The sequence below is a fragment of the Rhizobium sp. LEGMi-198b genome (assembly GCF_054114205.1).
In genome coordinates this window covers 67,101-91,078 of sequence record NZ_JBSYVH010000006.1, presented here as the reverse complement: position 1 = coordinate 91,078, position 23,978 = coordinate 67,101, and the positions used below count along the sequence as shown (strand labels likewise).

Annotated in this window: 22 protein-coding genes; 18 read left to right on the top strand and 4 right to left on the bottom strand. The window is 60.0% G+C overall.

Features of this window, described 5'->3' with window-relative positions; all coding sequences use genetic code 11:
• Positions 1–18: 18 nt before the first annotated feature.
• From ACXHXG_RS22160 to ACXHXG_RS22140, 5 genes are all read left to right on the top strand, one after another.
• The gene (locus ACXHXG_RS22160) at positions 19–795 is read left to right on the top strand and encodes a DeoR/GlpR family DNA-binding transcription regulator (protein WP_457900744.1); all 777 of its coding nucleotides are present in this window, start codon (positions 19–21) and stop codon (positions 793–795) included.
• The gene (locus tag ACXHXG_RS22155) at positions 792–1,583 is read left to right on the top strand and encodes a triose-phosphate isomerase (protein WP_457900743.1); all 792 of its coding nucleotides are present in this window, start codon (positions 792–794) and stop codon (positions 1,581–1,583) included. Before ACXHXG_RS22160 ends, ACXHXG_RS22155 begins: the two co-directional genes overlap by 4 nt.
• Positions 1,580–2,035 carry a D-erythrulose-4-phosphate isomerase gene (derI, locus tag ACXHXG_RS22150; RefSeq protein ID WP_104826885.1) on the top strand — a complete coding sequence of 152 codons (456 nt, stop codon included), beginning with the start codon at positions 1,580–1,582 and terminating at the stop codon, positions 2,033–2,035. Before ACXHXG_RS22155 ends, derI begins: the two co-directional genes overlap by 4 nt.
• Before the next feature lie 272 nt (positions 2,036–2,307).
• Positions 2,308–4,029, top strand: a complete 1,722-nt coding sequence (locus ACXHXG_RS22145) for an ABC transporter ATP-binding protein (RefSeq protein WP_457900742.1) — start codon at positions 2,308–2,310, stop codon at positions 4,027–4,029.
• Positions 4,030–4,238: 209 nt separating this feature from the next.
• Entirely contained in the window at positions 4,239–4,832 is a 594-nt protein-coding gene (locus ACXHXG_RS22140; protein WP_457900741.1) for a class I SAM-dependent methyltransferase, read from the top strand.
• A 33-nt stretch (positions 4,833–4,865) separates the two neighbouring features.
• Here ACXHXG_RS22140 and ACXHXG_RS22135 read toward each other — a convergent pair whose 3' ends face one another.
• Entirely contained in the window at positions 4,866–5,768 is a 903-nt protein-coding gene (locus tag ACXHXG_RS22135) for a universal stress protein (protein ID WP_457900740.1), read from the bottom strand.
• A 151-nt stretch (positions 5,769–5,919) separates the two neighbouring features.
• A complete protein-coding gene (locus ACXHXG_RS22130; protein ID WP_457900739.1) occupies positions 5,920–6,342 on the bottom strand; it encodes a MerR family transcriptional regulator in 423 nt (140 codons plus the stop codon).
• A gap of 71 nt (positions 6,343–6,413) precedes the next feature.
• Between ACXHXG_RS22130 and ACXHXG_RS22125 the strand changes: the two genes are divergently transcribed.
• The 10 genes from ACXHXG_RS22125 (at position 6,414) to copC (ending at position 17,641) form a co-directional block, all read left to right on the top strand.
• A complete protein-coding gene (locus ACXHXG_RS22125) occupies positions 6,414–8,702 on the top strand; it encodes a heavy metal translocating P-type ATPase (RefSeq protein ID WP_457900738.1) in 2,289 nt (762 codons plus the stop codon).
• A 227-nt stretch (positions 8,703–8,929) separates the two neighbouring features.
• A complete protein-coding gene (locus tag ACXHXG_RS22120) occupies positions 8,930–9,625 on the top strand; it encodes a FadR/GntR family transcriptional regulator (protein ID WP_349254320.1) in 696 nt (231 codons plus the stop codon).
• On the top strand, positions 9,622–10,788 hold the full coding sequence (locus tag ACXHXG_RS22115; RefSeq protein WP_457900737.1) for a PLP-dependent transferase: 1,167 nt from the start codon (positions 9,622–9,624) through the stop codon (positions 10,786–10,788). Before ACXHXG_RS22120 ends, ACXHXG_RS22115 begins: the two co-directional genes overlap by 4 nt.
• A 42-nt stretch (positions 10,789–10,830) precedes the next feature.
• Positions 10,831–12,090, top strand: coding sequence for an ABC transporter substrate-binding protein (locus ACXHXG_RS22110; RefSeq protein WP_104826890.1), 1,260 nt, complete (start codon positions 10,831–10,833; stop codon positions 12,088–12,090).
• A gap of 90 nt (positions 12,091–12,180) precedes the next feature.
• Positions 12,181–13,116, top strand: coding sequence for a carbohydrate ABC transporter permease (locus ACXHXG_RS22105; RefSeq protein WP_104827901.1), 936 nt, complete (start codon positions 12,181–12,183; stop codon positions 13,114–13,116).
• Between the two features lie 3 nt (positions 13,117–13,119).
• A complete protein-coding gene (locus ACXHXG_RS22100; RefSeq protein WP_104826891.1) occupies positions 13,120–13,950 on the top strand; it encodes a carbohydrate ABC transporter permease in 831 nt (276 codons plus the stop codon).
• A 4-nt stretch (positions 13,951–13,954) separates the two neighbouring features.
• Positions 13,955–15,013 carry an ABC transporter ATP-binding protein gene (locus tag ACXHXG_RS22095; protein ID WP_104826892.1) on the top strand — a complete coding sequence of 353 codons (1,059 nt, stop codon included), beginning with the start codon at positions 13,955–13,957 and terminating at the stop codon, positions 15,011–15,013.
• A gap of 65 nt (positions 15,014–15,078) precedes the next feature.
• Positions 15,079–15,495 carry a hypothetical protein gene (locus ACXHXG_RS22090; protein ID WP_285168466.1) on the top strand — a complete coding sequence of 139 codons (417 nt, stop codon included), beginning with the start codon at positions 15,079–15,081 and terminating at the stop codon, positions 15,493–15,495.
• Between the two features lie 236 nt (positions 15,496–15,731).
• Positions 15,732–17,105: a PepSY-associated TM helix domain-containing protein gene (locus ACXHXG_RS22085; protein WP_285168465.1), complete on the top strand. Its 1,374-nt coding sequence runs from the start codon at positions 15,732–15,734 to the stop codon at positions 17,103–17,105.
• Between the two features lie 167 nt (positions 17,106–17,272).
• Complete coding sequence (gene copC / locus ACXHXG_RS22080) at positions 17,273–17,641, top strand: copper homeostasis periplasmic binding protein CopC (RefSeq protein WP_285168725.1); 369 nt, start codon at positions 17,273–17,275, stop codon at positions 17,639–17,641.
• Between the two features lie 70 nt (positions 17,642–17,711).
• Here the strand turns inward: copC and ACXHXG_RS22075 are convergent, their stop codons facing one another.
• Together ACXHXG_RS22075 and ACXHXG_RS22070 are read right to left on the bottom strand one after the other, a co-directional pair.
• A complete protein-coding gene (locus ACXHXG_RS22075; RefSeq protein WP_457900736.1) occupies positions 17,712–19,175 on the bottom strand; it encodes a hypothetical protein in 1,464 nt (487 codons plus the stop codon).
• 275 nt (positions 19,176–19,450) lie between these two features.
• Positions 19,451–20,119 carry a methyltransferase family protein gene (locus tag ACXHXG_RS22070; RefSeq protein ID WP_283053883.1) on the bottom strand — a complete coding sequence of 223 codons (669 nt, stop codon included), beginning with the start codon at positions 20,117–20,119 and terminating at the stop codon, positions 19,451–19,453.
• 245 nt (positions 20,120–20,364) lie between these two features.
• Between ACXHXG_RS22070 and ACXHXG_RS22065 the strand changes: the two genes are divergently transcribed.
• From ACXHXG_RS22065 to ACXHXG_RS22055, 3 genes are all read left to right on the top strand, one after another.
• Positions 20,365–20,859, top strand: a complete 495-nt coding sequence (locus ACXHXG_RS22065; RefSeq protein WP_457900735.1) for an Lrp/AsnC family transcriptional regulator — start codon at positions 20,365–20,367, stop codon at positions 20,857–20,859.
• A 121-nt stretch (positions 20,860–20,980) separates the two neighbouring features.
• The gene (locus tag ACXHXG_RS22060; RefSeq protein WP_457900734.1) at positions 20,981–22,477 is read left to right on the top strand and encodes an NAD-dependent succinate-semialdehyde dehydrogenase; all 1,497 of its coding nucleotides are present in this window, start codon (positions 20,981–20,983) and stop codon (positions 22,475–22,477) included.
• Positions 22,478–22,508: 31 nt separating this feature from the next.
• Positions 22,509–23,888 (top strand): aspartate aminotransferase family protein, encoded by a 1,380-nt coding sequence (locus ACXHXG_RS22055; RefSeq protein ID WP_457900733.1) that lies wholly within the window; start codon positions 22,509–22,511, stop codon positions 23,886–23,888.
• Positions 23,889–23,978 lie beyond the last annotated feature (90 nt).

Here is a 23,978-nt window from a genome sequence, read left to right as displayed (position 1 = left end):
GAGAACCGGAGCACCAAGATGAAACGCGAAGAACGCCAACAATCGATCGTCAATCTGCTCGTCGAGCACAAAAGCGTCGACCTCGACGACTTGGCCGACCGCTTTGCCGTGTCCAAGATGACCATCCATCGCGATCTCGACGATCTCGAACAATCCGGCGTCCTGCGGAAGATCCGCGGCGGCGCGACGATCGACGCCGGCATGCAGTTCGAAAGCGACTTCCGCATCCGCGAACGCCAGGGACATGAGGCCAAGGTCAGCATGGCGCGTCGTGCGCTGGAGCTTGTCGAGCCGGGCATGACGGTCATGGTCAACGACGGCTCCATGGCCGCCGTACTCGGCGAGATGCTGTTGCAGAAGCGGCCGCTGACGCTGATCACCAACAATGCCGCGATCATCGAGAGGCTGAAGAACGAAAGCGGCATCACGTTGATTGCGCTGGGTGGCATATATTCGCCGAAATTCAACGCGTTTCTGGGCGTGGTGACGGAGGAAGCGCTGTTTCGCCTCAGGGCGGATATCGCCTTCATCTCGACGCCAGCCGTTTCCGGCACCCTTGCCTATCATATGGATGACAATGTCGTACGCGCGAAGCGGGCGATGATCGCGTCCGCGAGCAAGACATGCCTGCTGGTCAACCACCAGCGCATCGGACATACCGCCCTGCATGTCATGGCCGACCTTGCCGATTTCGACACCATCATCACCGACGACACCCCCGAGCCTGCCGCCCTGAAGCAGCTCGAACGCGCCAACATCACGCTGACCATTGCCTTGAACTGGGAGACGACATGAGCGCCGCACCTCGATTCTGGATTGGAACCAGTTGGAAGATGAACAAGACGCTGGCGGAAGCCAGCAGCTATGCCGAGGCGCTGCGCGCTGCCGATGCCGATGCCGGGCGAGACCTGGCCATTCAGCGCTTCATCATCCCGCCGTTTACGGCGGTGCGCGAGGTCAAGGCCCTTCTCGCCGGCACCTCCGTCAAGGTGGGTGCGCAGAATATGCACTGGGCCGATGAGGGTGCTTGGACCGGCGAGATCTCTCCCCTCATGCTCAGGGATTGCAATCTCGATATTGTCGAGCTTGGCCACTCCGAACGCCGCGAACATTTCGGCGAGACCAACGAGACCGTCGGCCTGAAGACCGAAGCCGCCGTCCGCCACGGTCTCATCCCGCTCATCTGCATCGGCGAGACGTTGGCCGACCGGGAAAGCGGCCGGGCAACGGATATTTTGAAAGCTCAGGTTCTCGGCGCTTTTTCGAAGTTGTCCGAGGCGCAGAAGGGCGCACAAATCCTTCTGGCTTACGAACCTGTCTGGGCAATCGGCGAAAGTGGAATTCCCGCCTCGCCAGACTATGCCGACGCACGCCATGCCGAGATCGTATCGGTCGCGCAAGATGTGCTCGGCCGCCGCGTCCCCTGCCTGTACGGGGGATCGGTCAATCCGGGGAACTGTGAAGACCTCATATCGTGCCCGAATATCGATGGGCTTTTCATCGGTCGTTCGGCCTGGAGCGCTGAAGGCTATCTCGGCATCCTCGCCCAATGCACCGCCAAACTCCAAGGAGATAGACGTTGAAGATTGCAATTGCAGGAGACAGTGCGGGCGAAGGCCTCGCAAAAATTCTCGCCGACCACCTGAAGGACCGCTACGACGTGCAGGAAGTGTCGCGCACGGACGCCGGTCCGGATCCGTTCTACGCGAACCTTGCCGATCGCGTCGCCTCGGGTGTCATCGGCGGCACCTATGACAAGGCGATCCTCGTCTGCGGCACCGGCATCGGCGTCAGCATCTCGGCCAATAAGGTCCCCGGCATCCGCGCGGCACTGACGCACGACACCTATTCGGCCGAACGTGCCGCACTTTCGAACAACGCGCAGATCATCACGATGGGCTCCCGTGTCATTGGGCCGGAACTTGCCAAGGCCATCGCCGACACCTTCCTTGCGCACACATTCGACGAAGAGGGCCGCTCGGCCGGAAACGTCAAGGCAATCAACGAAGTCGACGCGAAATATAACGCCCGCTGATCTGGGCTATGCAGACATCGCCGTGTGTCCTAGCTCTCAAAGCGACACACGGCGATAATGTGGCGTTATCAGCGCCCGTCATAACACCAATTTGCCGTTGGGGATGACAACGTCTGGTTCGTCGGTTATAAGATCCCTGCGACTCATGAGGGAGATCAGTTAGATGAGACATTTCGGCACCAATCAGCGCTGAACAGCGCCGCCGAATGCGGGCTGCTGTTCAGTCCATCCTTGTCTGACAATATGATCTCTCGTGCCCTTGGAGGGCATTCATGTTTCGTCGCTTTTTTTCCTATTATGCGCGCTACAAGACCCTGTTTTTTCTCGATTTCGGCTGCGCGGTTGTCGCTGGTCTTCTCGAACTGGGCTTTCCGCTGGCGGTCAAGCTCTTTGTCGATGAGTTGCTGCCGAGCCGTAACTGGGGTCTGATCGCCGCGACTGCCGCGCTGCTGCTGATCGTCTATGCGCTGAACACCGGCCTGATGGCCGTGGTCAACTATTGGGGTCATGCGCTTGGCATTTCGATTGAATCGGACATGCGCCGCCAGGCCTTCGACCATATCCAGAAGCTCTCGTTCCGCTATTTCGACAACAACAGGACCGGGCATCTGATCACCCACGTGACCAAGGATCTCGAAGAGGTGGGCGAAATCGCCCATCACGGACCCGAGGATGTCTTCATCGCCATCATGACCTTCATCGGCGCTTTCCTGCTGATGTTCTCGGTGCACTGGAAGCTGGCGCTGCTGACGACGATCATCGTGCCTTTCATGACCTGGCTGGTCAGCCGCTACGGCGCCAAGATGACACTGAACTGGCGCAGCCTGTTCACCAAGGTGGGTGACTTCAACATCCGCGTGCAGGAGAGCGTCGGCGGCATCCGTGTCGTCAAGGCTTTCGCCAACGAAGACTACGAAAGCCGGCTCTTTGCCCGCAACAACGAGGACTACAAGGCCACTAAGCTCAATGCCTATGCCTACATGACGGCAAGCATCGCGCTCAGCTATTTCAGCACACGCCTCGTGCAGCTCGTGGTCATGGTGGCCGGAACCTGGTTCGTGGTGTCTGGCGAGCTGACCTATGGCGGCTTCGTCAGCTTCCTGCTGCTGATCAATGTCTTTTTCCACCCGATCGACAAGATCACCTCAGTGCTCGAAATGTATCCGAAAGGCATCGCCGGCTTCAAACGCTTCCTGTCGCTGATCGATACGCAGCCCGACCTTGCGGACCGGCCGAACGCGATCACGGTCGACCATCTCAAGGGCGATATCGTCTATAAGGATGTCAGCTTCGGCTATTCGGATCAGGGTACGATCTTCGATGGTCTGAACCTGACAATATCGGCCGGAGAGACGGTCGCCTTCGTCGGCGCTTCGGGAACAGGCAAGACAACGATCTGCTCGCTGCTGCCGCGCTTCTACGACGTGACCGGCGGCAGCATCACCATTGACGGCATCGACATCCGCGATATGACGCAGGCCTCGCTGCGCAGCCAGATCGGCATCGTGCAGCAGGACGTGTTCCTGTTCGGATCGACCATTCGCGAGAACATCGCCTATGGAAAGCTCGGCGCGACCGATCAGGATATCATGGAGGCGCTGCGCCGCGCATCGCTCGATGAATTCGTTCGTTCGCTGCCCGACGGCCTGGACACGCCGACCGGCGAACGCGGCGTGAAACTGTCGGGTGGGCAGAAGCAGCGTCTTGCCATCGCGCGCATCTTCCTCAAGAACCCGCCAATCCTTATTCTCGATGAGGCAACGTCAGCGCTCGACACGGCAACAGAATATGCCATCCAACAAGCATTGGCGGATCTCTCCAAGGGGCGCACGACCCTGGTGGTAGCGCACCGGCTGACGACCATCCGCAACGCCGATCGCATGATTGTCATGGGGCCAGACGGCATTGTCGAACAGGGAGCGCATGCCGAGCTGCTGGCCCGCGGCGGTGGTTATGCCAGGCTTCGCAACGCTCAGTTCGATACGCTTCCCTGACGTCGATGAGCACGTGAAGATTGAGCCCGGGAGACCATCCTTCCGGGCTTAAATTTCTTCCGACAAAAACGCGTAGCCTTTGTGACGGAGGTGGTCAAATAGCATGTGGACGGGTTCCAGAAAGAGCCCGTCTAGCCTACCATCAAGGTTGCTGGCACTCGGCAATTCTGCCCGAGCCAGAAACGGCCTGCGCGCCGAAAGAGAAGACGATGGATGATCTGTTCCCCGCGACCTCTATGCCCGACCGAGATTGGTGGGCGGCACTTTGGCCGCGACCGGCGGAGGTCCTGGCTGATCTCGGCATTCAGCCCGGCATGACCGTGCTCGACCTGTGTTGCGGCGATGGTTATTTCACCGCGCCGCTTGCCGGTCTCGTCGATGGCCGTGTCTATGCCCTCGATCTGGATGCGGAAATGATCGAGCAGGCCAAAATCGAGGTCGAGCGCCTCGGAGGGACTGTTCGCCAATGGATCAACGCCGATGCGCGCGAAATTGCGTCGCTGCTGCCGGAACCGATCGATTACGTACTGATGGCCAACACCTTTCATGGCGTGCCGGACAAGCCAGATCTGGCGCGGGCAGTCTGGCATGTCCTGCGACCCGGAGGCTTGTTCGCGATCGTCAACTGGCATGTGATACCCAGAGAACAAACGGTCGTGCTGGATCAGCCACGTGGACCGAAGACGGACATGCGCATGTCGCCCGACGCCGTGCGCAGGATCGTCGAACCTGCCGGATTTGTCACTGCCCGCGTCGAGGAACTGCCGCCCTATCACTACGGCATCATCCTGCAGCGTGTGTAGCGGCGAAGGCCGTCCGAGAATGCCCGCGAACTCCTAATGCTTCATCATCAAGGGAAGCGTGGAATGCGATAGAAGGTGGCGCGTAATGCGGCCGAGAAGCAGCTCCATAAAATATCCGCGCTTGAACGCACCGATCAGCAGGCATGTCGCGCTCGTGGATCTGGCAAACTCGAGGATAGTTTCTCCGACCGGCCGGCCTCCGGCGCTGACCGCGACGACGTCGCCCCTAAGGCCGAGCTGATCAAGCAACTCGCTGGCCGTGCGCTGATAGTTTCCGTCCGCTTTATCGTCGATGCATAGAACAGTGACGCGATCGGCCGCAGCCAGCCAGCGTCTTGCCGCAACGACGGTGCGCAGCGCATGTTTGTGCGGCTTCCAGCCGATCACCACATGGCCCAGCAGATTGCCGGAGTAAGCCCCCGCAGGCGGCACCAGCACCAGCTTATGCTTCTTGAACAGAAGATCATAAAATGTGTCTTGCGCATCCATGTTGCCGTGACAGGGAGCGACGACAAGCGCCGTCTCATGGCATTCGGTCATCACGCAGCGCTCGATATCGCCCCGGCAATCATCCAGGAAAAGGCTCGCACGATCCGGCCGCTCCCGCTTCCAATCCTCAAAGGCATCGGCAATCCGCTCGAATCTTTGGTGCGGAGAGTTCTCGTCCATGTCCCGCAGGATCTGCAGGTCAATTTCCTCAGGCGCGGCAATCATCCTTTCGGGATCGGCCCCGATATGCGCTGCAGCCATGCTGCCATGTATGGCACCCGCGGCATCCTCGGCGAGATCCAGGCAGTTTCGGACGATGGCGGGATCGGGCAGCAAAGCGAGAACATCGGCATGGACAGTCAATTCACGCAGGGTGCCGGCCAACAGGAGACTTGTCTTTCCGAGTGGCGGTTTGGTGTCGCTTTCATGTGCGGGCGGGCCCATCATATCGGACCTCCTTCCGCGATGCTCCGTACCTCTTCTCGTGGCACGGTTGGCGGATTCTACTCTGAGATCGAACGGCCCGCAACGCGGCAGGCATTCTCCCTTGATCCGAAGCTCAAGCCCGCGATCGCCAATGTAAACAAGCTTAACCGCACTAATGGCGCGGATGCATGCACTGCCCGTGGTCGGCCAGAACTTCGATCACCCGGCACTGGTCGATACGGCCGTGGCCGCAACCTTCGACCATCGTCTCCAGCTCGGCTTTCAGGGCCGTCAGGCTGCGTATCTTTTGTTCGACTTCGATCAGGCGGGCCTTGGCGATGGTGTCGGCGGAGGCGCAGGATTGATTTGGATCGTCCTGGAGCGCCAGAAGCGTCCTGATCGCATCGACCTCGAAGCCCAATTCGCGGGCATGGCGAATGAAAGCCAGCCGGTGAAGGTGCGATTGCTCATAGGAACGCTGGTTGCCCTCGCTCCGGTCCGGTTCAGCCAGAAGTCCGATGCTTTCGTAGTAGCGGATCGTCGGCACCTTCACGCCGCTTTGCCGGGCCGCTTCGCCAATCGTGATCTTTTTCATGATTTTCCTCTTGCACCTCTAGCCACTAGAGGATGTAGGAGAGATGCCACGGTTTGACAAGGAAACGGATCATGGCAGCGACAGGGGAAGCACGGTATAGGGTGAGCGGCATGGACTGCGCCTCATGCGCGGCCAAGATCGACACGGCTGTGAGACGCATGCCGGGCGTAGAGGATGTCTCCGTTTCCGTCACTGCGGGAACGATGACCGTTCGTCACGACGAGACCAGCAATCTCACCGCGATCGAAAAGAAAGTGACGGGCCTCGGCTATTCCCTCGCGCCGCTGGCTGGCAAGGCTGAGCGCGCGCTCTCCGAACATCGACATGACCATCATGACCATGATCATGATCATCATCACAATCACGATAGCCATGATCATTCATCGCACGACCACGCCGATCATGATCATCACGACCATGCCGCAAAGGAAATCGAGGGGCTGCATGGTCACGACCATACGCCCATGGATAGCCCCTGGTGGAAGAGCAAAAAGGGGCGGCTGACCATCGTCTCGGGTGTGGCGCTGGTTGCCGCCTATATTGTCGGCCATCTCGTGCCCTCGATTTCATCCTATGCCTTCGTTGTCGCTATGCTGGTCGGTCTCGTGCCGATCGCGCGCCGCGCCGTGATGGCGGCGCTGGCGGGCACGCCCTTCTCCATCGAGATGCTGATGACGATTGCGGCCATCGGCGCGGTGATCATCAATGCCGGTGAAGAGGCGGCGACCGTGGTCTTCCTCTTCCTCGTCGGCGAATTGCTGGAAGGTGTCGCCGCCGGAAAGGCGCGCGCAAGCATCCAATCATTGACGACCCTGGTCCCGAAAACCGCCTTGATCGAAGACAACGGCGAGACCCGCGAAGTGCAGGCCGAAAGCCTTAAGGTGGGTGCGGTCATTCTCGTGCGTCCGGGCGACCGCATCGCAGCCGACGGCACGATCATCGAAGGCGAAAGCGCCATCGACGAAGCGCCGGTCACCGGAGAAAGCACGCCGGTACGCAAGGGCGTGGAGGCCAAGGTTTTCGCTGGCACCATCAACACGGATGCCGTGCTGCGTGTCAGAGTGACCGCGGCCGCGGCCGACAACACGATTGCCCGCGTGGTGAAGCTGGTCGAAGAGGCGCAGGAATCCAAGGCACCGACCGAACGCTTCATCGACCGCTTCTCGCGCTATTACACGCCCGGCGTGGTCGCCGTCGCGGCACTGGTCGCGGTGACGCCCCCGCTGGTGGCCGGCGCAAGCTGGCTGGAATGGATATACAAAGGCCTCGCTATCCTGCTGATCGGCTGCCCCTGCGCGCTGGTGATCTCGACGCCCGCCGCGATCGCGGCCGCCTTGTCGGCAGGCGCCCGCAGCGGCCTGCTGCTGAAAGGCGGCGCTGTTCTCGAAACAATGGGCAGGGTGACAAAGGTTGCCTTCGATAAGACGGGCACCCTGACCGAGGGCAAGCCCAAGGTGACGGACGTCCTGGGTTTCGGTCTCACAGAGGCACAGGTTCTCTCACGGGCGGCAGCTCTCGAAAACGGTTCGAGCCATCCGCTTGCTCTCGCAATTCTGGAGCGGGCGAAATCCGATGGTGCTCCGGTCCCGCCTGCGGCCGAAGCGAAGGCCCTGCCCGGCAAAGGCGTCAGCGGCCGTGTCGGAGGCGAGACCCTGTCGCTTCTCTCTCCGCAGGCGGCTCGGGAGAGTGCGCCATTGTCGGCCGAACAGGACGCCCGGATCGAAACCATGAACGACGAAGGCAAAAGCGTCTCCGTTCTCCTGGTCGACGGCAAGATCGCCGGCCTGATCGCCATGCGCGACGAACCCCGCGCCGATGCGCGCGCCGGAATCGAGGCGCTGCGGACGGCCGGCGTCGGTTCCGTCATGCTGACCGGCGACAATGCCCGCACGGCCGGTGCAATCGCGAAGGGTCTCGGGATCGAACCTCACGCGCAGCTCCTGCCGGAAGACAAGCAGCGCATCGTGCGCGAGCTGCAGGCGCAAAAGCAGATTGTCGCCAAAGTCGGCGACGGCATCAACGACGCGCCCGCCTTGGCGGCCGCCGACGTCGGCATCGCCATGGGTGGCGGCACCGACGTGGCGCTGGAAACGGCGGACGCCGCCGCTCTCCACGGCCGCGTGACCGATGTCGCCAACATGGTCGTGCTGTCGCGGACGACGATGAGCAACATCCGCCAGAACATCAGCATGGCGCTTGGCCTGAAAGCGGTGTTCCTGGTGACTACGATTGCCGGCATCACCGGCCTCTGGCCGGCGATCCTCGCCGATACCGGCGCGACGGTACTTGTCACCGCCAATGCGATGAGACTGTTGCGGTGGAAAGGCGTGTTCAGCGGTCGTTTGATGAGCGCGCGCTGATCCCAAATTTGCCCTGCAATGCGGCCCGGTATGCGGATTTCAAGGAATCCACAGCCGGGCCTTTGTTTTTTAACCAGTTCGGTAGTGACCTTGCCGTTACCGCGTGTCGCGGCTTGATCCCCCTAGAGGGTGAGACCGCAATCCCCATGTGAAAAATAGATTGATATATAAAAAATAGATTGACCTGATAGCAGATGTCAGACCAATTTAAAGTCATGACGAAAGCAATGCTAACCCCTCTCCCGTCGATCGACCGGACGCAGCAAGTTATCGACGCGCTGTCCGACTTTATCGAGTCTTCGAAGCTCCAGGCCGGTGACCGGTTGCCGACGGAGCGCGAGCTGATGGCTGCCCTTTCGGTTGGGCGCTCGACGATCCGGGAAGTCGTCACGCATTTTCAAGCCCTGGGTGTCGTGGAAACCCGCAAGGGCAGCGGCACGTATCTGCTGAAACCCGTTTCCAAAGCAACCATCCATATGCCCTTGTCGCTCGATACCGCGCATCTGCGCGATGCGCTGCTGCAGACCCTGGAGGTTCGCCGCGGTATCGAATGCGAGGCCGGAATGGTCGCCGCCAAGAGGCGCACGCCCAAGGATATCGCTATCATCGAGGAGAAGCTCGATGAGATGGAACGCGTCCATATCGCAAAGGGCACATCCGGGCCGGAAGATCTGGCGTTTCACCTCGCCGTCTACGACGCCACGCACAATCCCCTGTTCCGGCAGCTCCTCGAACAGATGCGCGGGAGCTTCGAGCGGTTCTGGACCCATCCCTTCGACCGGCAGGATTTTGCCCGCCGGTCCTTCCCCTTTCACCGCACGCTGTTCAACGCGATCGTTGCCCAGGATCCCGAGGCGGCGCGCGCCGAAACATTGAAAATTCTCGACGTCGTCGAGGAAGACATCAAGGAAATGTCCAAATGACTGACGGGCTAGAGCCGTTCGAACTCGCTTCCCTCATCACGGCCCATGACGACGGTAATTACGCCGATGCCGTGGTGCCGCCGATTTTTCAGACATCGCTTTTCACCTTTGCCAATTACGACGACATGATCGCTTCCTATCGCGGCGAGAAGGTGCGGCCGATCTATACGCGCGGCCTCAATCCGACCGTGCGCATGTTCGAGGAAATGCTGGCAAAACTCGAAGGTGCAGAGGATGCGCTCGGCTTCGCGAGCGGCATGGCGGCGATCTCTTCGGCCGTTTTGAGCTTCGTCGAACCCGGCGATCGGATCGTCGCGGTCAAGCATGTCTATCCGGACGCTTTCCGCCTCTTCGGCACGGTGCTGAAACGCATGAAGGTCGAGGTGACCTATGTGGATGGCCGCGACGAGGAAGCCGTTGCCAAGGCACTTCCCGGCGCGAAGGTTCTCTATCTGGAAAGCCCGACGAGCTGGGTGATGGAAGCCCATGATGTCGGCGCGCTCGCCGCACTCGCCAAGAAGCATGGCGCCGTTTCCATGATCGACAACAGTTGGGCCAGCCCCTATTTCCAGCGGCCGCTGACGCTCGGCGTCGATCTCGTCATCCATTCCGCCTCCAAATATCTGGGCGGTCATAGCGATGTCGTTGCCGGCGTTGTTGCCGGCTCGAAGGCGATGATTGCGCGGCTGAAAGCCGAGGCATATCCTTATCTCGGCGGCAAGCTTTCGCCTTTCGATGCCTGGCTTTTGATCCGCGGCCTGCGCACCCTGCCGATCCGCATGAGGGCGCATGAGGCAGCCGCAATGACGATCGCCAAGCGGCTGCAGGAGCTCGATGTCGTCGAGCAGGTCTGCCATCCGGGCCTTGCCAACCGCTTGCCCGCCGGGCTCAACGGCACCTCGGGCCTGTTTTCATTCATCTTCCGCGAAGACGTCGATATCCGCGCCTTCGCCGATCACCTCAAGCTCTTCAAACTGGGTGTGAGCTGGGGTGGGCACGAAAGCCTGATCGTACCGGGCGAGGTCGTGCTTCAGCAGAAGGCACAGCCGAATTCCGCGCATACCTTTGGTATCAACCCGCGGTCCGTACGTCTCCATGTCGGTCTCGAAGGAACCGAGGCGCTGTGGAGAGATATCGAGGAAGCGATCGCCGCCGCCTCATAAGACCATCAACCCGAGAGAAACACCTAAACAGGGGGAACTGACATGAAAACACTGATCACGGCAGCACTCTTCGCCACCATGATGGCGGGTACGGCGTTTGCCGATACCACGCTGAAGCTCGTCGAAGTCATTACCAGCCCGGAACGCACCGAGACACTAAAGTCGATCGTCGCCAAGTTCGAAGCAGCCAATCCGGGCACGAAGGTCGATATCATTTCCCTGCCCTGGAACGAGGCCTTCCAGAAGTTCGCTACCATGGTTTCGGCGGGTGACACGCCGGACGTGATGGAAATGCCCGATACCTGGCTGTCGCTCTATGGCAATAACGGCATGCTCGAAAGCCTCGAACCCTATCTCGCGAAATGGGATCAGACCAAAGAGCTGACGCCGCGGGCGCTCGAACTCGGCCGCGATGTGAAGAATACGGCCTATATGCTGCCCTACGGCTTCTATCTGCGCGCCATGTTCTACAACAAGAAGATCCTGAAGGACGCCGGCATCGCCGAACCGCCGAAGACGATGGACGATTTCGTCAAGGCATCCGAAGCAATCTCCAAGCTGCCCGGCAAATACGGCTACTGCATGCGCGGCGGCCCCGGCGGTCTAAACGGCTGGATGATCTTCGCGGCCTCCATGGCCGGCGACAACAAGTACTTCAAGGATGACGGCACCTCGACGATGAACAGCCCCGGCTGGGCCAAGGGCATTGAATGGATGGTCGATCTCTACAAGAAGGGTTATGCGCCAAAGGACAGCGTCAACTGGGGCTTCAATGAAGTCGTCGCCGGTTTCTATTCCGGTACCTGCGCTTTCCTCGATCAGGATCCGGATGCCTTGATTGCGATCGCCGAACGCATGAACAAGGACGACTTCGGCGTCACTCCGCTGCCGAAGGGTCCGGACGGCAAGTCCTTCCCGACGATCGGTTATGCCGGCTGGTCGATGTTCGCGACGAGCCAGAACAAGGATTTGTCCTGGAAGCTGATCGCAACCCTTGAAGGCAAGGAAGGCAATCTTGAATGGAACAAGAAGATCGGCGCCTTGCCGGCCTATACCTCGGCTGAGAAGGACCCCTTCTATGCCGGCGACCAGTTCAAGGGTTGGTTCGAGGAACTGGCCGACAAGAACACGGTTCCGACTGTCATGCCGACCTATCTCGAGGAATTCGCCTTCTTCAAGGATTCGCTCGCCATCAAGACGTCGCAGCAGGCGCTGCTCGGCGATATCTCGGCCAAGGATCTGGCTGATCAATGGGCCGATTATCTGACCAAGGCGCAGCAGAAATTCCTTGCCAAGAAATAAGATCGCCTGACCGGCGGCCGAGCGATCCGCCGCCGCTTTCCGCACATGACACAGACGGCGTCCGAACGCCGCGAATGGGAACATTGGCCGATGACCATGACCGCCGACACGCTCGACAGGCGTCACGACCGCAGGCCGTGGCTGAAGCGCTTTGCCGATGCCTCGGAGCCCTATCTCTACAGCGCTCCCGCGCTCATCCTCATTATCGCCGTCATGCTGGTGCCGCTGGTGATCGGCATTTCCTATGCGTTTCGGGATATTCAACTGCTCAATCCGTTTTCCGGCGGCTTTGTCGGCCTGGAGCATTTCCGCGATCTTTCAAAGGATGCCGCCTTCTATTGGGCACTGAAGAATACGCTCTGGTGGACTGGCGCCTCGGTGGTTTTGCAGTTCATCTTCGGGCTGATCCTTGCCCTCTTGCTGGACAAGCCGTTTTTCGGCAGGGCGATCGTCCAGGCGCTGGTTTTTCTGCCATGGGCGGTCCCCTCCTTCCTTGCCGGCCTCAACTGGTCATGGCTCTTCAATCCCGTGATCGGGCCTATCCCGCACTGGCTCTTCGGCCTCGGCCTGATGAAGGAGCCCGGCAACATTCTCTCCGATCCGCAATATGCGATGTGGGGCCCGATCGTCGCCAATGTCTGGTGGGGCATTCCCTTCTTCGCCATCACGCTGCTGGCCGCTCTCCAGGCGATCCCCAGGGATCTTTATGAAGCAGCTTCGATCGACGGTGCAGGCTGGTTCCAGCGCTTCCGCTCGATCACGCTCCCATTCCTGGCTCCGACTATTGCTATCACGGTGCTCCTGCGCACGGTCTGGATCTCAAACTTCGCCGATTTGATCGTCGTCATGACCGGCGGCGGACCTGCCGACCGCACCCAGATCGTCGCAAGCTATATCTTCACCCAGGCCTTCAAGCGGCTGGATTTCGGTTATGCCTCCGCCATTGCCCTCGTCCTGCTCCTGCTGCTGCTTGCCTATTCCATGCTGATCATCCTGCTGCGGCAGACCCTGCTGAACAAGGATTGAGCCATGAGACGATCCGTCATCCCCACCATCGCGCATCGCCTGGCAATCCTTTGTTATGTGGTTTTTGCGCTCTTCCCACTCTTCTGGCTGTTGAAGGTCTCGGTCACACCAAACGACCTGCTCTATACGGAAGGCGTGCGCATGTGGCCGTCGCGCACGACATGGGAGCACTATGCTTTCGTGCTGCAACACAGCGATTTCCCGACATTTTTTGAAAACAGCCTGATCGTCTCTGCTTCGACGGCGGTCGCGGTGACCGTCTGCGCGTCGCTCTCCGGCTACGCGCTCTCGCGCTTCACCTTCCGCGCCAAATACTGGATCGTGGCCTTGATGCTGCTGACGCAGATGTTTCCGCTGGTCATGCTGGTCGCGCCGATCTTCAAGATCCTGACGCCGCTGCATCTCACGAACAGCCTGACCGGACTTGTCATCGTCTACACGGCTTTCAACGTGCCCTTTGCCACCTTTCTGATGCAGTCCTTCTTCGACGGCATCCCGAAGGACCTTGAGGAGGCGGCGATGATCGATGGCGCGACGCAGTTCACCGCGTTCCGGCAGATCATTCTGCCGCTGACGCTGCCCGGCATTGCCGCGACGCTCGGCTTCGTCTTCACGGCCGCCTGGAGCGAGCTGCTGTTCGCGCTGATGCTCATCAACGGCAATCAGGCAGCCACCTTCCCCGTAGGCCTTCTCACCTTCGTTTCGAAATTCTCCGTGGATTTCGGGCAGATGATGGCGGCGGGCGTGATGGCGCTTATTCCGGCCGGCCTCTTCTTCCTGCTCATTCAGCGTTATCTCGTGCAGGGCCTGACGGCCGGCGCGGTCAAGGGTTAGTCAAATGGCATCGATCGATATCCAGAACGTCAAGAAAGCCTATGGCCATGTGCAGGTGCTGCACGACATCGACCTCAGGATCAAGGATGGCGAATTCGTCGTCCTCGTCGGCCCCTCCGGCTGCGGCAAGTCGACATTGCTCAGGATGATCGCCGGCCTCGAAGACATTAGCGGCGGCGAGATCCGCATTGCGGACAACCGGGTCAACGAGCTGCATCCGAAAGACCGCGACATCGCCATGGTGTTCCAATCCTATGCGCTCTATCCCCACATGAATGTCGCCGGCAACATGAGCTACAGCCTGAAGCTCCGGAAGATCGCGAAAGACAAGATTTCGCGTGCCGTCGCGGGTGCGGCCTCGAAGCTCGGGCTTGACCCATTGCTCGAACGCCGCCCAAAGGCGCTTTCGGGCGGCCAGCGCCAACGCGTCGCCATGGGTCGCGCCATCGTGCGCCAGCCGAAGGCCTTCCTCTTCGACGAGCCGCTTTCGAACCTCGACGCGCGCCTGCGCGAACAGATGCGGGCCGAAATCAAGAAACTACATGGCGACCTGAAGGCGACCTCAATTTATGTGACGCATGATCAGATCGAGGCGATGACGCTGGCGGACCGGATTGTTGCCATGCATGGCGGCGTGGTTCAGCAGGTCGGCAGTCCGCTCGAGCTATACGACCGTCCCGCCAATCTCTTCGTTGCCGGCTTCATCGGTTCTCCGGGGATGAATTTCCTCGACGCGACCTATGAAACCGGCGGTGTTAGGCTCAAGGACGGAACGGTTGTTCCACTTTCGGCAGCGCCGAACCTGCCGGACGGCGCCAAAGTGACGCTCGGCATCCGGCCGGAGCACGTGATTTTGTCCTCGGACGACTCCGGCATCAGCGCCGATGTGGAGCTTATCGAGCCGACCGGTTTCGGCATCATTCTCCACCTTTCGCTTCATGGTCTGCCATTCAAGGTCTTCACGCTCAATCGCGATGTGCTGAAGGCGGGGCCGACGGTAAATGTGATATTCCCGCCGCAGCATCTGCATGTCTTCGATAGCGACGGAAAACGCGCGGGATAACAATGGCAGCAAATTGCCGCATTGAGCTTGCGCGCCGAACATCCTAAAGGTTGCGCGCTAGAGGGATGAGGACGGCCGTGGGGAAGAAGCACTTCTGCACAACACAGTGGATGGTGCGCATCATGTGCGCCCTCGCGCTGGTGCTTGTCGGCTTCGCCCATCAGCCGCCGATTTCCGATGCCGATGAGCTCACCCCTGCGAAGCTGGTGCAATACCGGTTGCCGGACGGGACCCTGCCGATCCTTTGCGTCACCTACAAGGGCACCGACGGTAAGGAACACAGCAAGACACATGCGCCGGGATGCGAAGCCTGCCGGATCGCCACGGCAGTCCTGCTTCCCGTGCCGCCGACGGATGTCTGCGAGCATCTTGCCTCTGCCGATCAGGATGCGCTCGCGCCAAGAGCCGAAGCTTTCCATCGCCAGCTCTATCCGCCGAACACCGGCCCCCGCGCTCCGCCCATCCTCCAGATCACTGCTTGAGCCTGCGTTGCGGCGGAAGCCGTGACGCTTGTCGTCAACGGCGGCCGGACCATGCACGAGAACTGATCGTGCCGGCTGCGGGCGGATTGCCTCCATGCTGAACATCGCGACGCGAAACGGGCTGCCTCGGTATCCCAAACGCGCGTGCACATCCGCATAAGGCTGCGACCGGAACGGTCGCCATCTCCCCGCAGATATGACTTTCCGGACCGCCAGCCGATCTTCTGAGGATTTCCATGTCTACCTTCGCCGCCGCCGAGCCCAAGGCCTCCACCTCCCATAATGTATCGCTCTATCGCGCGATCTGGCGCTGGCATTTCTTCGCCGGGCTGCTCGTCATTCCCTTCATGCTCAATCTGGCGATCACCGGATCGCTCTATCTGTTCAAGGATCAGATCGCCGATACCTTCTACGCCCATCGCAACATCGTCGCGGATACCGGATCGATGCTGACACCGCAGCAGATCGTCGATGCCGCGGTTGCCGCCGTCCCTGGCTCAGAGCCGGCATCCTATCGCGAGGCCCCATCCGGCAATCGGTCTGCAGTGGTCACGGTATCGAAGGACGGCCAATCGACGATCGTCTATGTCAATCCGCACAACGGCGAGGTGCTCGCGTCGATCGGCTCGAAACAGGAATTCAATTGGGTCGTCAAACGCATTCACAGCCTGGAATATTTCGGCAAATGGACCAACCGCATTGTCGAGATCGTCGGCGGTTTCGCACTCATGCTCGTTGTCACCGGTATCTATCTCTGGTGGCCGCGACAGCAGAGAGGCGGCGTGCTCAGCGTGCGCGGCACACCTTCGCGCCGTGTCTTCTGGCGTGATCTGCATGCCGTCACCGGAGCGATTACCGGCATCGGCATCTTCTTCCTCGCCTTTAGCGGCATGCCTTGGTCAGGCTATTGGGGCGCCAATGTCAATGCCTGGCTGACGGCCCATGATCTCGGCACTCCGGCCGCGCTTTGGGACAGTGTGCCGAAGTCGGCGAAGGTAACACAGGATATCGTCAGCCCGGCCGGCTGGGTCGTCGAGAACGCGCCCGTACCGCTGTCCGACATCGCCGCTGCGCAAGCTGCAAAGCCGATCGATCTGAACAAGGCTGTCGAGATCATGCATGGGCTGGGCATGGCGCTGGGCTCTGACCTCGCGATCCCTACCGATGAAACGGGCGTCTACACCGCCAGCCATTATCTGGGGAATCTCGGTAACGAGCGCACCGTTCACATCGACCAATATTCCGGCAAGCCGCTGGTCGACCTCTCCTTCGCCCAGTATCCGGCGCTCGGTCAAGCAATCGAATGGGGCATCAACGTCCATCAGGGCCAGGAATGGGGTTTGTTCAACCAACTCCTGATGCTGGCCACCTGCATGGCGATCATCCTTTCCTGCGTGACTGCGATCGCCATGTGGTGGAAGCGCCGGCCGGCCGGGCGTCTCGGCGTGCCGCCGATGCCGCCACAGAAGTGCGTCTATGTCGGTCTATGGCTGATCGTGATCGTCTTTGGCGCGGCCTTCCCGCTAACCGGGCTGGCCGTCGTCGTGATGTTGCTCTTCGACCAAATCGTGGTGCGCTTGGTACCGCCGCTCCGGCGCTTCTTCTCCTGATGGACGGGAACGACACGAATGGCTCAGCTTACCTGCAAATTTTCAAGAAGGATATCGATCACGGACCGGATCACAAATCGGACCATTGGCAATCCGAAGACAACATCCCGCTTATGAAACCGGCCGCACTGAACCTGCGGATCATCAACCCCAGAAGGAAAACCAGCATGCTCGAGATGAAGAAGCTCCTTTTTGTTGCAACCGCAGCCAGCATTGCATTTGCCGGCCAGGCATTCGCCCATGCCCACCTTAAGTCCGCCGTTCCCGCCGCTGACAGCACGGTGAAGCAGGCACCTTCGGAACTCGATCTTACTTTCACCGAAGGACTAAACCTCAAGTTCAGCGGGGTGAAGGTTACCGGTCCGGAGAAGATGGCGGTGAAGACTGGTGAAACCATGCTGATGAACGGGGACACCACACTGATGGTGCCGGTTACTGACAAGCTGACGGCTGGCAAGTACACCGTGGAGTGGCATGCCCTTTCAGCCGACGGCCATAAGACCGAAGGGACCTATACCTTCACCATAGCGCCATAAGCCTACCGATACGGCGGCAACTTATCTGGGCGCGCAATCCCTTCTGCTGGCCAAAAAAGTTCTGGATCGCTCACCGAGCAATTGAACTCTGGTCGGCAGGAGCGGCGCGGCCATAGACCATAAACCGCTCATCCCTAGCAATGGGATGATATGCGGAAAGCAGCGCGGCAAAACGTGCTTGACCAAGCACGTAATCGGTCCAAAGCGGCTCGTCCTGCTGGATAACGATCAGATCGTAGTTGTGGCTGGCGAACTCGGCATATTTGGTGTCCAGATAAGCATCCGACCGCTTCTGGTAGCGAGCGGCATCCGCCACCTCTCCTTTTGCTGACGCCTTCCGAGCCAGAACATACGCAAGGGCGCCGAACCAGTCGCTGTTATTGGCAGACAAAAAGCGGGCCCCGACAATCCTGGCGAGCGGATGGGCAGCGGCGATGTCGCTGCCGATGACGCCGAGCGTCGGCTCCCCCTTCGATGCCGCTTTCACTGCCGCGACGAAAGCGTCGCTCGGCTTCTCCGTCTGTAAAAACGGCAGCCATGCAAACATGACGACAATGACACAAAGAATGCCACATCCGAGCGTTTCACGGTTGTAACGCCAGCCGGAAGACGCTGCGACCCTGCAAAGCACAGCAACAAGGGCCAGCGAGATCGCAGCGAAAGCATGGTAGGCCCACCCCTTACCCTGATAGAGCAACGGCGCGACGGCAGCGAGTGAAGCCAGAAGCGTCACTGCGCAAAGCGGCGTCACTGGTGCCTTGGGTGCAACAATCCGGAACAGAAGCAAAATCAACAGGTACGACGGCCCACAGTTCAGTGCGACCCTGACCGGATCACCTATCTTCATGTAGACATCCGCTACCTGCGGGAGGAGATCTCGCATAAATTCGGGCGTCAGCAAAAAAACGAGCGCGATATAGGCGACACCGACAATGCCGATGATGCAGTTCTCGGGCGCCAGAAGTAGCCACGGGTTTCGTCGCCGCCAGGCCACATAGAGCGCGGGCACGATGTAAGCCACGACATAGTAGGCCTTCACCAGAACAAGAATACTGCCGCAAAGGCCGGCGCCGACAATCAGGGCGATACCGGGTGCGACACGACGCGTGGTGTCGGCCCGCAATGCCATGAGCGCCAACAAGGGCAGAAACAGCACCGTGCCGACGTGATCTCTCTCGGTGAAGGTATTGCCGGGAAAAATCGTGAAAAGTGCGACGAAGAGAGGTAGCAGCCGAAGCAGGGCGTGATTTTCGGCAAAGCCCGCCCGCCGGACGATTACGGCCGATAAACCCAGACCCACGACCACTGCGAGGCAGGTGTAAAGATAGATACCGATTTCGGGAGCGATCCCTGCCCATCTCGACGCTATGATCGCCGGCAGGAAAAGCCAGATCGAAAACGGCGGATTGCTGTCGATCACATCGACATAAAGCCGCTCTCCACTGAGTACCCGCTCAGCCATTGTAATGAGCCAGCTCGTGTCGACGATGGTTCCCCATCGCTGCTGCCACACCGCCGCCACCAAGAAGACCACGGCACTCTGGATCAGCGCAATCCGTAGCACCGACGACGTCGTCGAACTGAAGCCGGCCGTGTCCGTCGCGCTACTCATGTTCGGCTGCCCCTGTTACCGCCCAACATGGCGGCTGAGGTGTCGCCGTCGCTGCACCATAGATCATGTAAAACGTACCAATGCCCGAGAGAGTTATGACGCGACTATAGCGCGAACTTGCTAAACTCGGCGTTAAGGCTTGGCATAGTGGCAGGGCAGTCACACTGATCGGCGCGGCCACGCTTGGGATACGGGTTCTACCAGACGAAAGGAATGAGCCGATATCGCACGCGGGCCGCATAGGCTTGATAGCCGCTCAGTTCTGCGCTTAGAGCACGCTCCTCATGCACCGCTCGCCAGGCGATACCGAAAATGAATATCACGGAGAATGCGAGACCCAGCCAGGAACCAAGCAATAGCGGCATGCCAATAAGGAAAAACAACGCGCTCGCATACATAGGGTGACGAACAATGGCGTAGGGTCCGGTATCGATCACCTTCTGATCCTTCTGGATCTTCACCACCGGCGCAGCGAAGGCGTTTTCGCGAAACGTCCACCAGGTACCGAGCATGTTGACCACCATGCCGAGCCCGCCAAGCACCTGCAGCCATGGCGGCACCGCTCGAAAGCCCGTCCGGGCCGCGTCCCAACCCATGAAGGATATCCAGCCTAAGAAGGCCAAAACGAAAAACATCAGCCAGACGCGATCCCATGGCTTTTGATCCCGTTGCAGCGGAGATGCCATACGTTCACGCAACAGACGCGGGCTGTGCTTCGACAGCCAAAGGATCATCGCCAAGCCGCCGAGCAGGAAGAATGCGATCACAACCCAGGCGCCCGGAAAAGCCAGCGTGCCCGCCGGCCACAGGATCAGGGCCGCGATGAAGACCGACCAGGCCAGGAGTTGGAGCAAATAGATCGCCATTGCACACTCCAAAAAACGTCAGCACGAAAAGTCTGGCGCGCGCCTGAACGCAAGCGCTTCTCCCGACAGTGCTGTTTTGACCGATGAATAAAATCCATTTCACGTTGATATTGTTCCTCAGACGATGCGCCCGCCCTTCTGTTGCTGAAACTCCCCCGAAAGCCCAATCCCCGATATGCGCTTGTCAGCCCCGGCTTCGAATGTCATTGGTCGAACAGTCAGCTAATTCACATGCAGTTTTCCAAATGAAACTCGATGCAATCGATTTGCGCATTTTGGATGCCATTCAACGCGATGGCCGCATCACCAAGCTCGCGCTCGCCGAAAAGGTAGGACTTTCGCCGACGCCATGCTGGCTTCGTCTGCGCAAGCTCGAGAAGACCGGGATCATTACCGGCTATCATGCCCATCTGGCGCCGCGTCGGCTCGCGCCGGTTGCAAGCGTTATGGTCGAACTCACTCTCGCCAACCATCGTCAGAGCGACTTCGAGCGCTTCGAGCGGGCAATCTCCTCCATTCCGGAAATCATCGCCTGCTGGTCCGTCGGCGGCGGCGTCGATTACATTCTGAAGATCATGACGCCCAATATTGATGCCTATCAGCGCCTGATCGATGGTCTTTTGGATCGCGACCTCGGCATCGAGCGCTATTTTACCTATATCGTGACAAAGACCGTGAAGGAGGAGACCGTGCTTCCGATCGCCGATCTCCTTTCTGCCGAACTTCACGACGACGAATAGAGAATCTCTCTACGGCTGCCCTTCTCTTTAGGCCCTTTCTCTCTTTCAGCGGCGACCAATGGACAATGTCTCGCGGCGTTCCGTGAGACCATTGCGGTACCTGAAAAAGAGAGGTTTGCCGATGACCGCAGTGCGCGCCCGTCCCGCCTATCATGAAGCTCTGTCACGACTGAACGATCGGCATCTGCTGCGGGATCTTTCCTATATCGGCGGCCGCTGGGTCGCCGGCAAGACCGGCGCGAGCTTCAACGTGGCCGATCCCGCCACCGGCACTACGCTCGCCTGGGTCTCCAGTCTCGGCAGGGATGAGACATTCGAGGCGATCGTCGCGGCGGCGGATGCCTTTTCTACCTGGCGCTCGCTCCTGCCGCAGCAGCGCGCATCGGTCCTGCGCCGGTGGTATGAGCTGATGCTCGCCGCCAAGGACGATCTGGCGCTGATCATGACGCTGGAACAGGGCAAACCGCTCGCCGAATCCCGCGGCGAGATCGACTATGCTGCGAGCTTCATCGAATGGTATGCGGAGGAAGCCAAACGCATCAATGCCGAAAGCGTCACCAGCCATCTGCCGGACACGGAAATGATCGTGCGCAGGGAGGCATTGGGCGTCGCCGGCATCGTGACACCCTGGAATTTTCCCTCCGCCATGATAACGCGCAAGGCGGCGGCAGCCCTTGCCGCCGGGTGTACCGTCGTTGCCCATCCATCGTCCGAAACGCCGCTGTCGGCGCTTGCCCTTGCCGAACTCGGAGAGCGTGCCGGCCTCCCCGCCGGCGTCTTCAACGTCGTCACCGGCAATGCTGCGACGATCGTCGGCGCTCTCTGCGAGGATGCTCGGGTGCGGGCACTGAGCTTTACCGGCTCGACAGGCATCGGCAAACTGATTGCCGGCCAATGTGCTGCGACCATGAAGCGCCTGGTGATGGAGCTCGGCGGGCATGCGCCCCTTATCATCTTTGACGACGCCGATCTCGATCGTGCCGTGGACATCGCCATCAATGCCAAATTTGCGACCTCCGGCCAGGACTGCCTGGCCGCCAACCGCATCTTCGTGCAGCGCTCGATCATGGAGCCCTTCGTCGCTGCTTTTGCCAAGCGGATAGCGGCCCTTAAGGTCGGTGACGGACTGACGGACGCGGTCGACATCGGCCCGCTGATGCACGAGCGCGCTGTGGCGAAAGTCGAGGACCATGTGGCCGACGCGCTGAAACGCGGCGCAAGACTTGCCATCGGCGGAAAGCGCCACGCAGCAGGGCCGCTCTTCTTCGAACCGACACTGCTTGTCGATCCATCCCCCGACGCACTGATCATGCATGAGGAGACATTCGGACCCGTCGCAGCGGTGAGTTCATTCGATACCGAGGCCGAAGTCGTCGCTCGCGCCAATGATAGCGAATACGGCCTCGTCGCCTATGTCGTGACGCAAAACGGCGCGCGCCAGATGCGCCTCGGCCGGGCGCTTGATTACGGGATGGTTGCGATCAATCGCGTGAAGATCACCGGCGGACCGGTTCCCTTCGGCGGCTGGAAGCAATCGGGTCTCGGCCGGGAAGGCTCGCGCCACGGCATCGAGGCTTTCACCGAGCTCAAATATCTCTGCATCGACACGGCTGCCTGACGCGCGCCCACTTTCAGCAAAGGAAAATATCATGTTGGACAAGCGGAACGAACTGAATGCGTGGGACAGGGATCACTTCTTTCATCCCTCGACCCATATGGGAATGCATGCACGCGGCGAAACGCCGACCCGCGTCATCGGCGGTGGCGAAGGCGTCTACATTACCGACATCAACGGCAAGAAGAGCCTCGATGCCTTTGCCGGCCTCTACTGCGTCAATGTCGGCTACGGCCGGCAGAAAATCGCCGACGCCATCGCTGCACAGGCAAAGAACCTCGCCTATTATCACGCCTATGTCGGACACGGCACAGAAGCGTCGATCACCCTTTCCAAGATGATCATCGACCGGGCGCCGGAAGGCATGAGCCGTGTCTATTTCGGCCTCTCCGGCTCGGACGCCAACGAGACGAACATCAAGCTCATCTGGTACTACAACAACATCCTTGGCCGTCCGGAAAAGAAGAAGATCATTTCGCGCTGGCGCGGCTACCACGGATCAGGCGTCATGACCGGCAGCCTCACCGGCCTCGAACTATTCCACAAGGCTTTCGACCTGCCGCGCGCACCCATCCTTCATACGGAAGCACCCTATTTCTTCCGCCGCGCCGATCGTTCGATGAATGAGGAACAGTTCGCCCAATATTGTGCCGACAAGCTGGAGGAGATGATCCTCGCCGAAGGTCCGGAAACGGTCGCCGCCTTCATCGGTGAACCGATCCTCGGCACCGGCGGCATCGTTCCGCCGCCGAAGACCTATTGGCAGAAGATCCAGGCCGTGCTCGACAAATACGATGTCCTTCTCGTCGCCGACGAGGTCGTGACCGGTTTCGGCCGGCTCGGGACAATGTTCGGCTCGGACCACTACGGCATGAAGCCAGATCTGATCACGATCGCCAAGGGCTTGACCTCGGCCTATGCGCCGCTTTCCGGTAGCATCGTCTCCGACAAAATGTGGCAGGTGTTGGTACAGGGTTCCGATCAGCTCGGCGCCATCGGCCATGGCTGGACCTATTCCGCCCACCCGATCTGTGCGGCCGCCGGCATCGCCAATCTCGAACTGATCGATGAACTCGGCATTGTCGAGAATGCCGGTTCGACAGGTGCCTACTTCCGGTCGGAGCTTGCCAAGGCTGTCGGCGAGCACAAGCATGTCGGCGAGGTCCGTGGCGATGGGCTGATGGCGTCGGTCGAATTCGTCGAAGACCGGGACGATCGCAAATTCTTCGATCCCCCAAAGAAGATCGGCCCCCAGGTGGCGGCAGCTCTGCTGGAGCGTGGGGTAATCGGCCGTGCCATGCCGCAGGGAGACATTCTCGGCTTTGCGCCGCCTTTGTGCCTGACGCGCGACGAAGCCGACGTAGTGGTCAGGGCCACGGCGGATGCGATCAGAAGCGTATTTTCAAATCTCTGACGTAGTGCGCGGCCGACAATAGAGGCAGCTCAAACGAAGATCGTTCAGTCCGTTGTTGACAATGGACTGAGCCTATCGGCTTGGCCATCG

Coding starts and splice junctions, on each gene's coding strand:
- ACXHXG_RS22160 (WP_457900744.1), top strand. CDS start 19: ATGAAACGCGAAGAACGCCAACAATCGATCGTCAATCTGCTCGTCGAG.
- ACXHXG_RS22155 (WP_457900743.1), top strand. CDS start 792: ATGAGCGCCGCACCTCGATTCTGGATTGGAACCAGTTGGAAGATGAAC.
- ACXHXG_RS22145 (WP_457900742.1), top strand. CDS start 2,308: ATGTTTCGTCGCTTTTTTTCCTATTATGCGCGCTACAAGACCCTGTTT.
- ACXHXG_RS22140 (WP_457900741.1), top strand. CDS start 4,239: ATGGATGATCTGTTCCCCGCGACCTCTATGCCCGACCGAGATTGGTGG.
- ACXHXG_RS22135 (WP_457900740.1), bottom strand. CDS start 5,768: ATGATGGGCCCGCCCGCACATGAAAGCGACACCAAACCGCCACTCGGA.
- ACXHXG_RS22130 (WP_457900739.1), bottom strand. CDS start 6,342: ATGAAAAAGATCACGATTGGCGAAGCGGCCCGGCAAAGCGGCGTGAAG.
- ACXHXG_RS22125 (WP_457900738.1), top strand. CDS start 6,414: ATGGCAGCGACAGGGGAAGCACGGTATAGGGTGAGCGGCATGGACTGC.
- ACXHXG_RS22120 (WP_349254320.1), top strand. CDS start 8,930: ATGCTAACCCCTCTCCCGTCGATCGACCGGACGCAGCAAGTTATCGAC.
- ACXHXG_RS22115 (WP_457900737.1), top strand. CDS start 9,622: ATGACTGACGGGCTAGAGCCGTTCGAACTCGCTTCCCTCATCACGGCC.
- ACXHXG_RS22110 (WP_104826890.1), top strand. CDS start 10,831: ATGAAAACACTGATCACGGCAGCACTCTTCGCCACCATGATGGCGGGT.
- ACXHXG_RS22105 (WP_104827901.1), top strand. CDS start 12,181: ATGACCATGACCGCCGACACGCTCGACAGGCGTCACGACCGCAGGCCG.
- ACXHXG_RS22100 (WP_104826891.1), top strand. CDS start 13,120: ATGAGACGATCCGTCATCCCCACCATCGCGCATCGCCTGGCAATCCTT.
- ACXHXG_RS22095 (WP_104826892.1), top strand. CDS start 13,955: ATGGCATCGATCGATATCCAGAACGTCAAGAAAGCCTATGGCCATGTG.
- ACXHXG_RS22090 (WP_285168466.1), top strand. CDS start 15,079: ATGAGGACGGCCGTGGGGAAGAAGCACTTCTGCACAACACAGTGGATG.
- ACXHXG_RS22085 (WP_285168465.1), top strand. CDS start 15,732: ATGTCTACCTTCGCCGCCGCCGAGCCCAAGGCCTCCACCTCCCATAAT.
- copC (WP_285168725.1), top strand. CDS start 17,273: ATGCTCGAGATGAAGAAGCTCCTTTTTGTTGCAACCGCAGCCAGCATT.
- ACXHXG_RS22070 (WP_283053883.1), bottom strand. CDS start 20,119: ATGGCGATCTATTTGCTCCAACTCCTGGCCTGGTCGGTCTTCATCGCG.
- ACXHXG_RS22065 (WP_457900735.1), top strand. CDS start 20,365: ATGAAACTCGATGCAATCGATTTGCGCATTTTGGATGCCATTCAACGC.
- ACXHXG_RS22060 (WP_457900734.1), top strand. CDS start 20,981: ATGACCGCAGTGCGCGCCCGTCCCGCCTATCATGAAGCTCTGTCACGA.
- ACXHXG_RS22055 (WP_457900733.1), top strand. CDS start 22,509: ATGTTGGACAAGCGGAACGAACTGAATGCGTGGGACAGGGATCACTTC.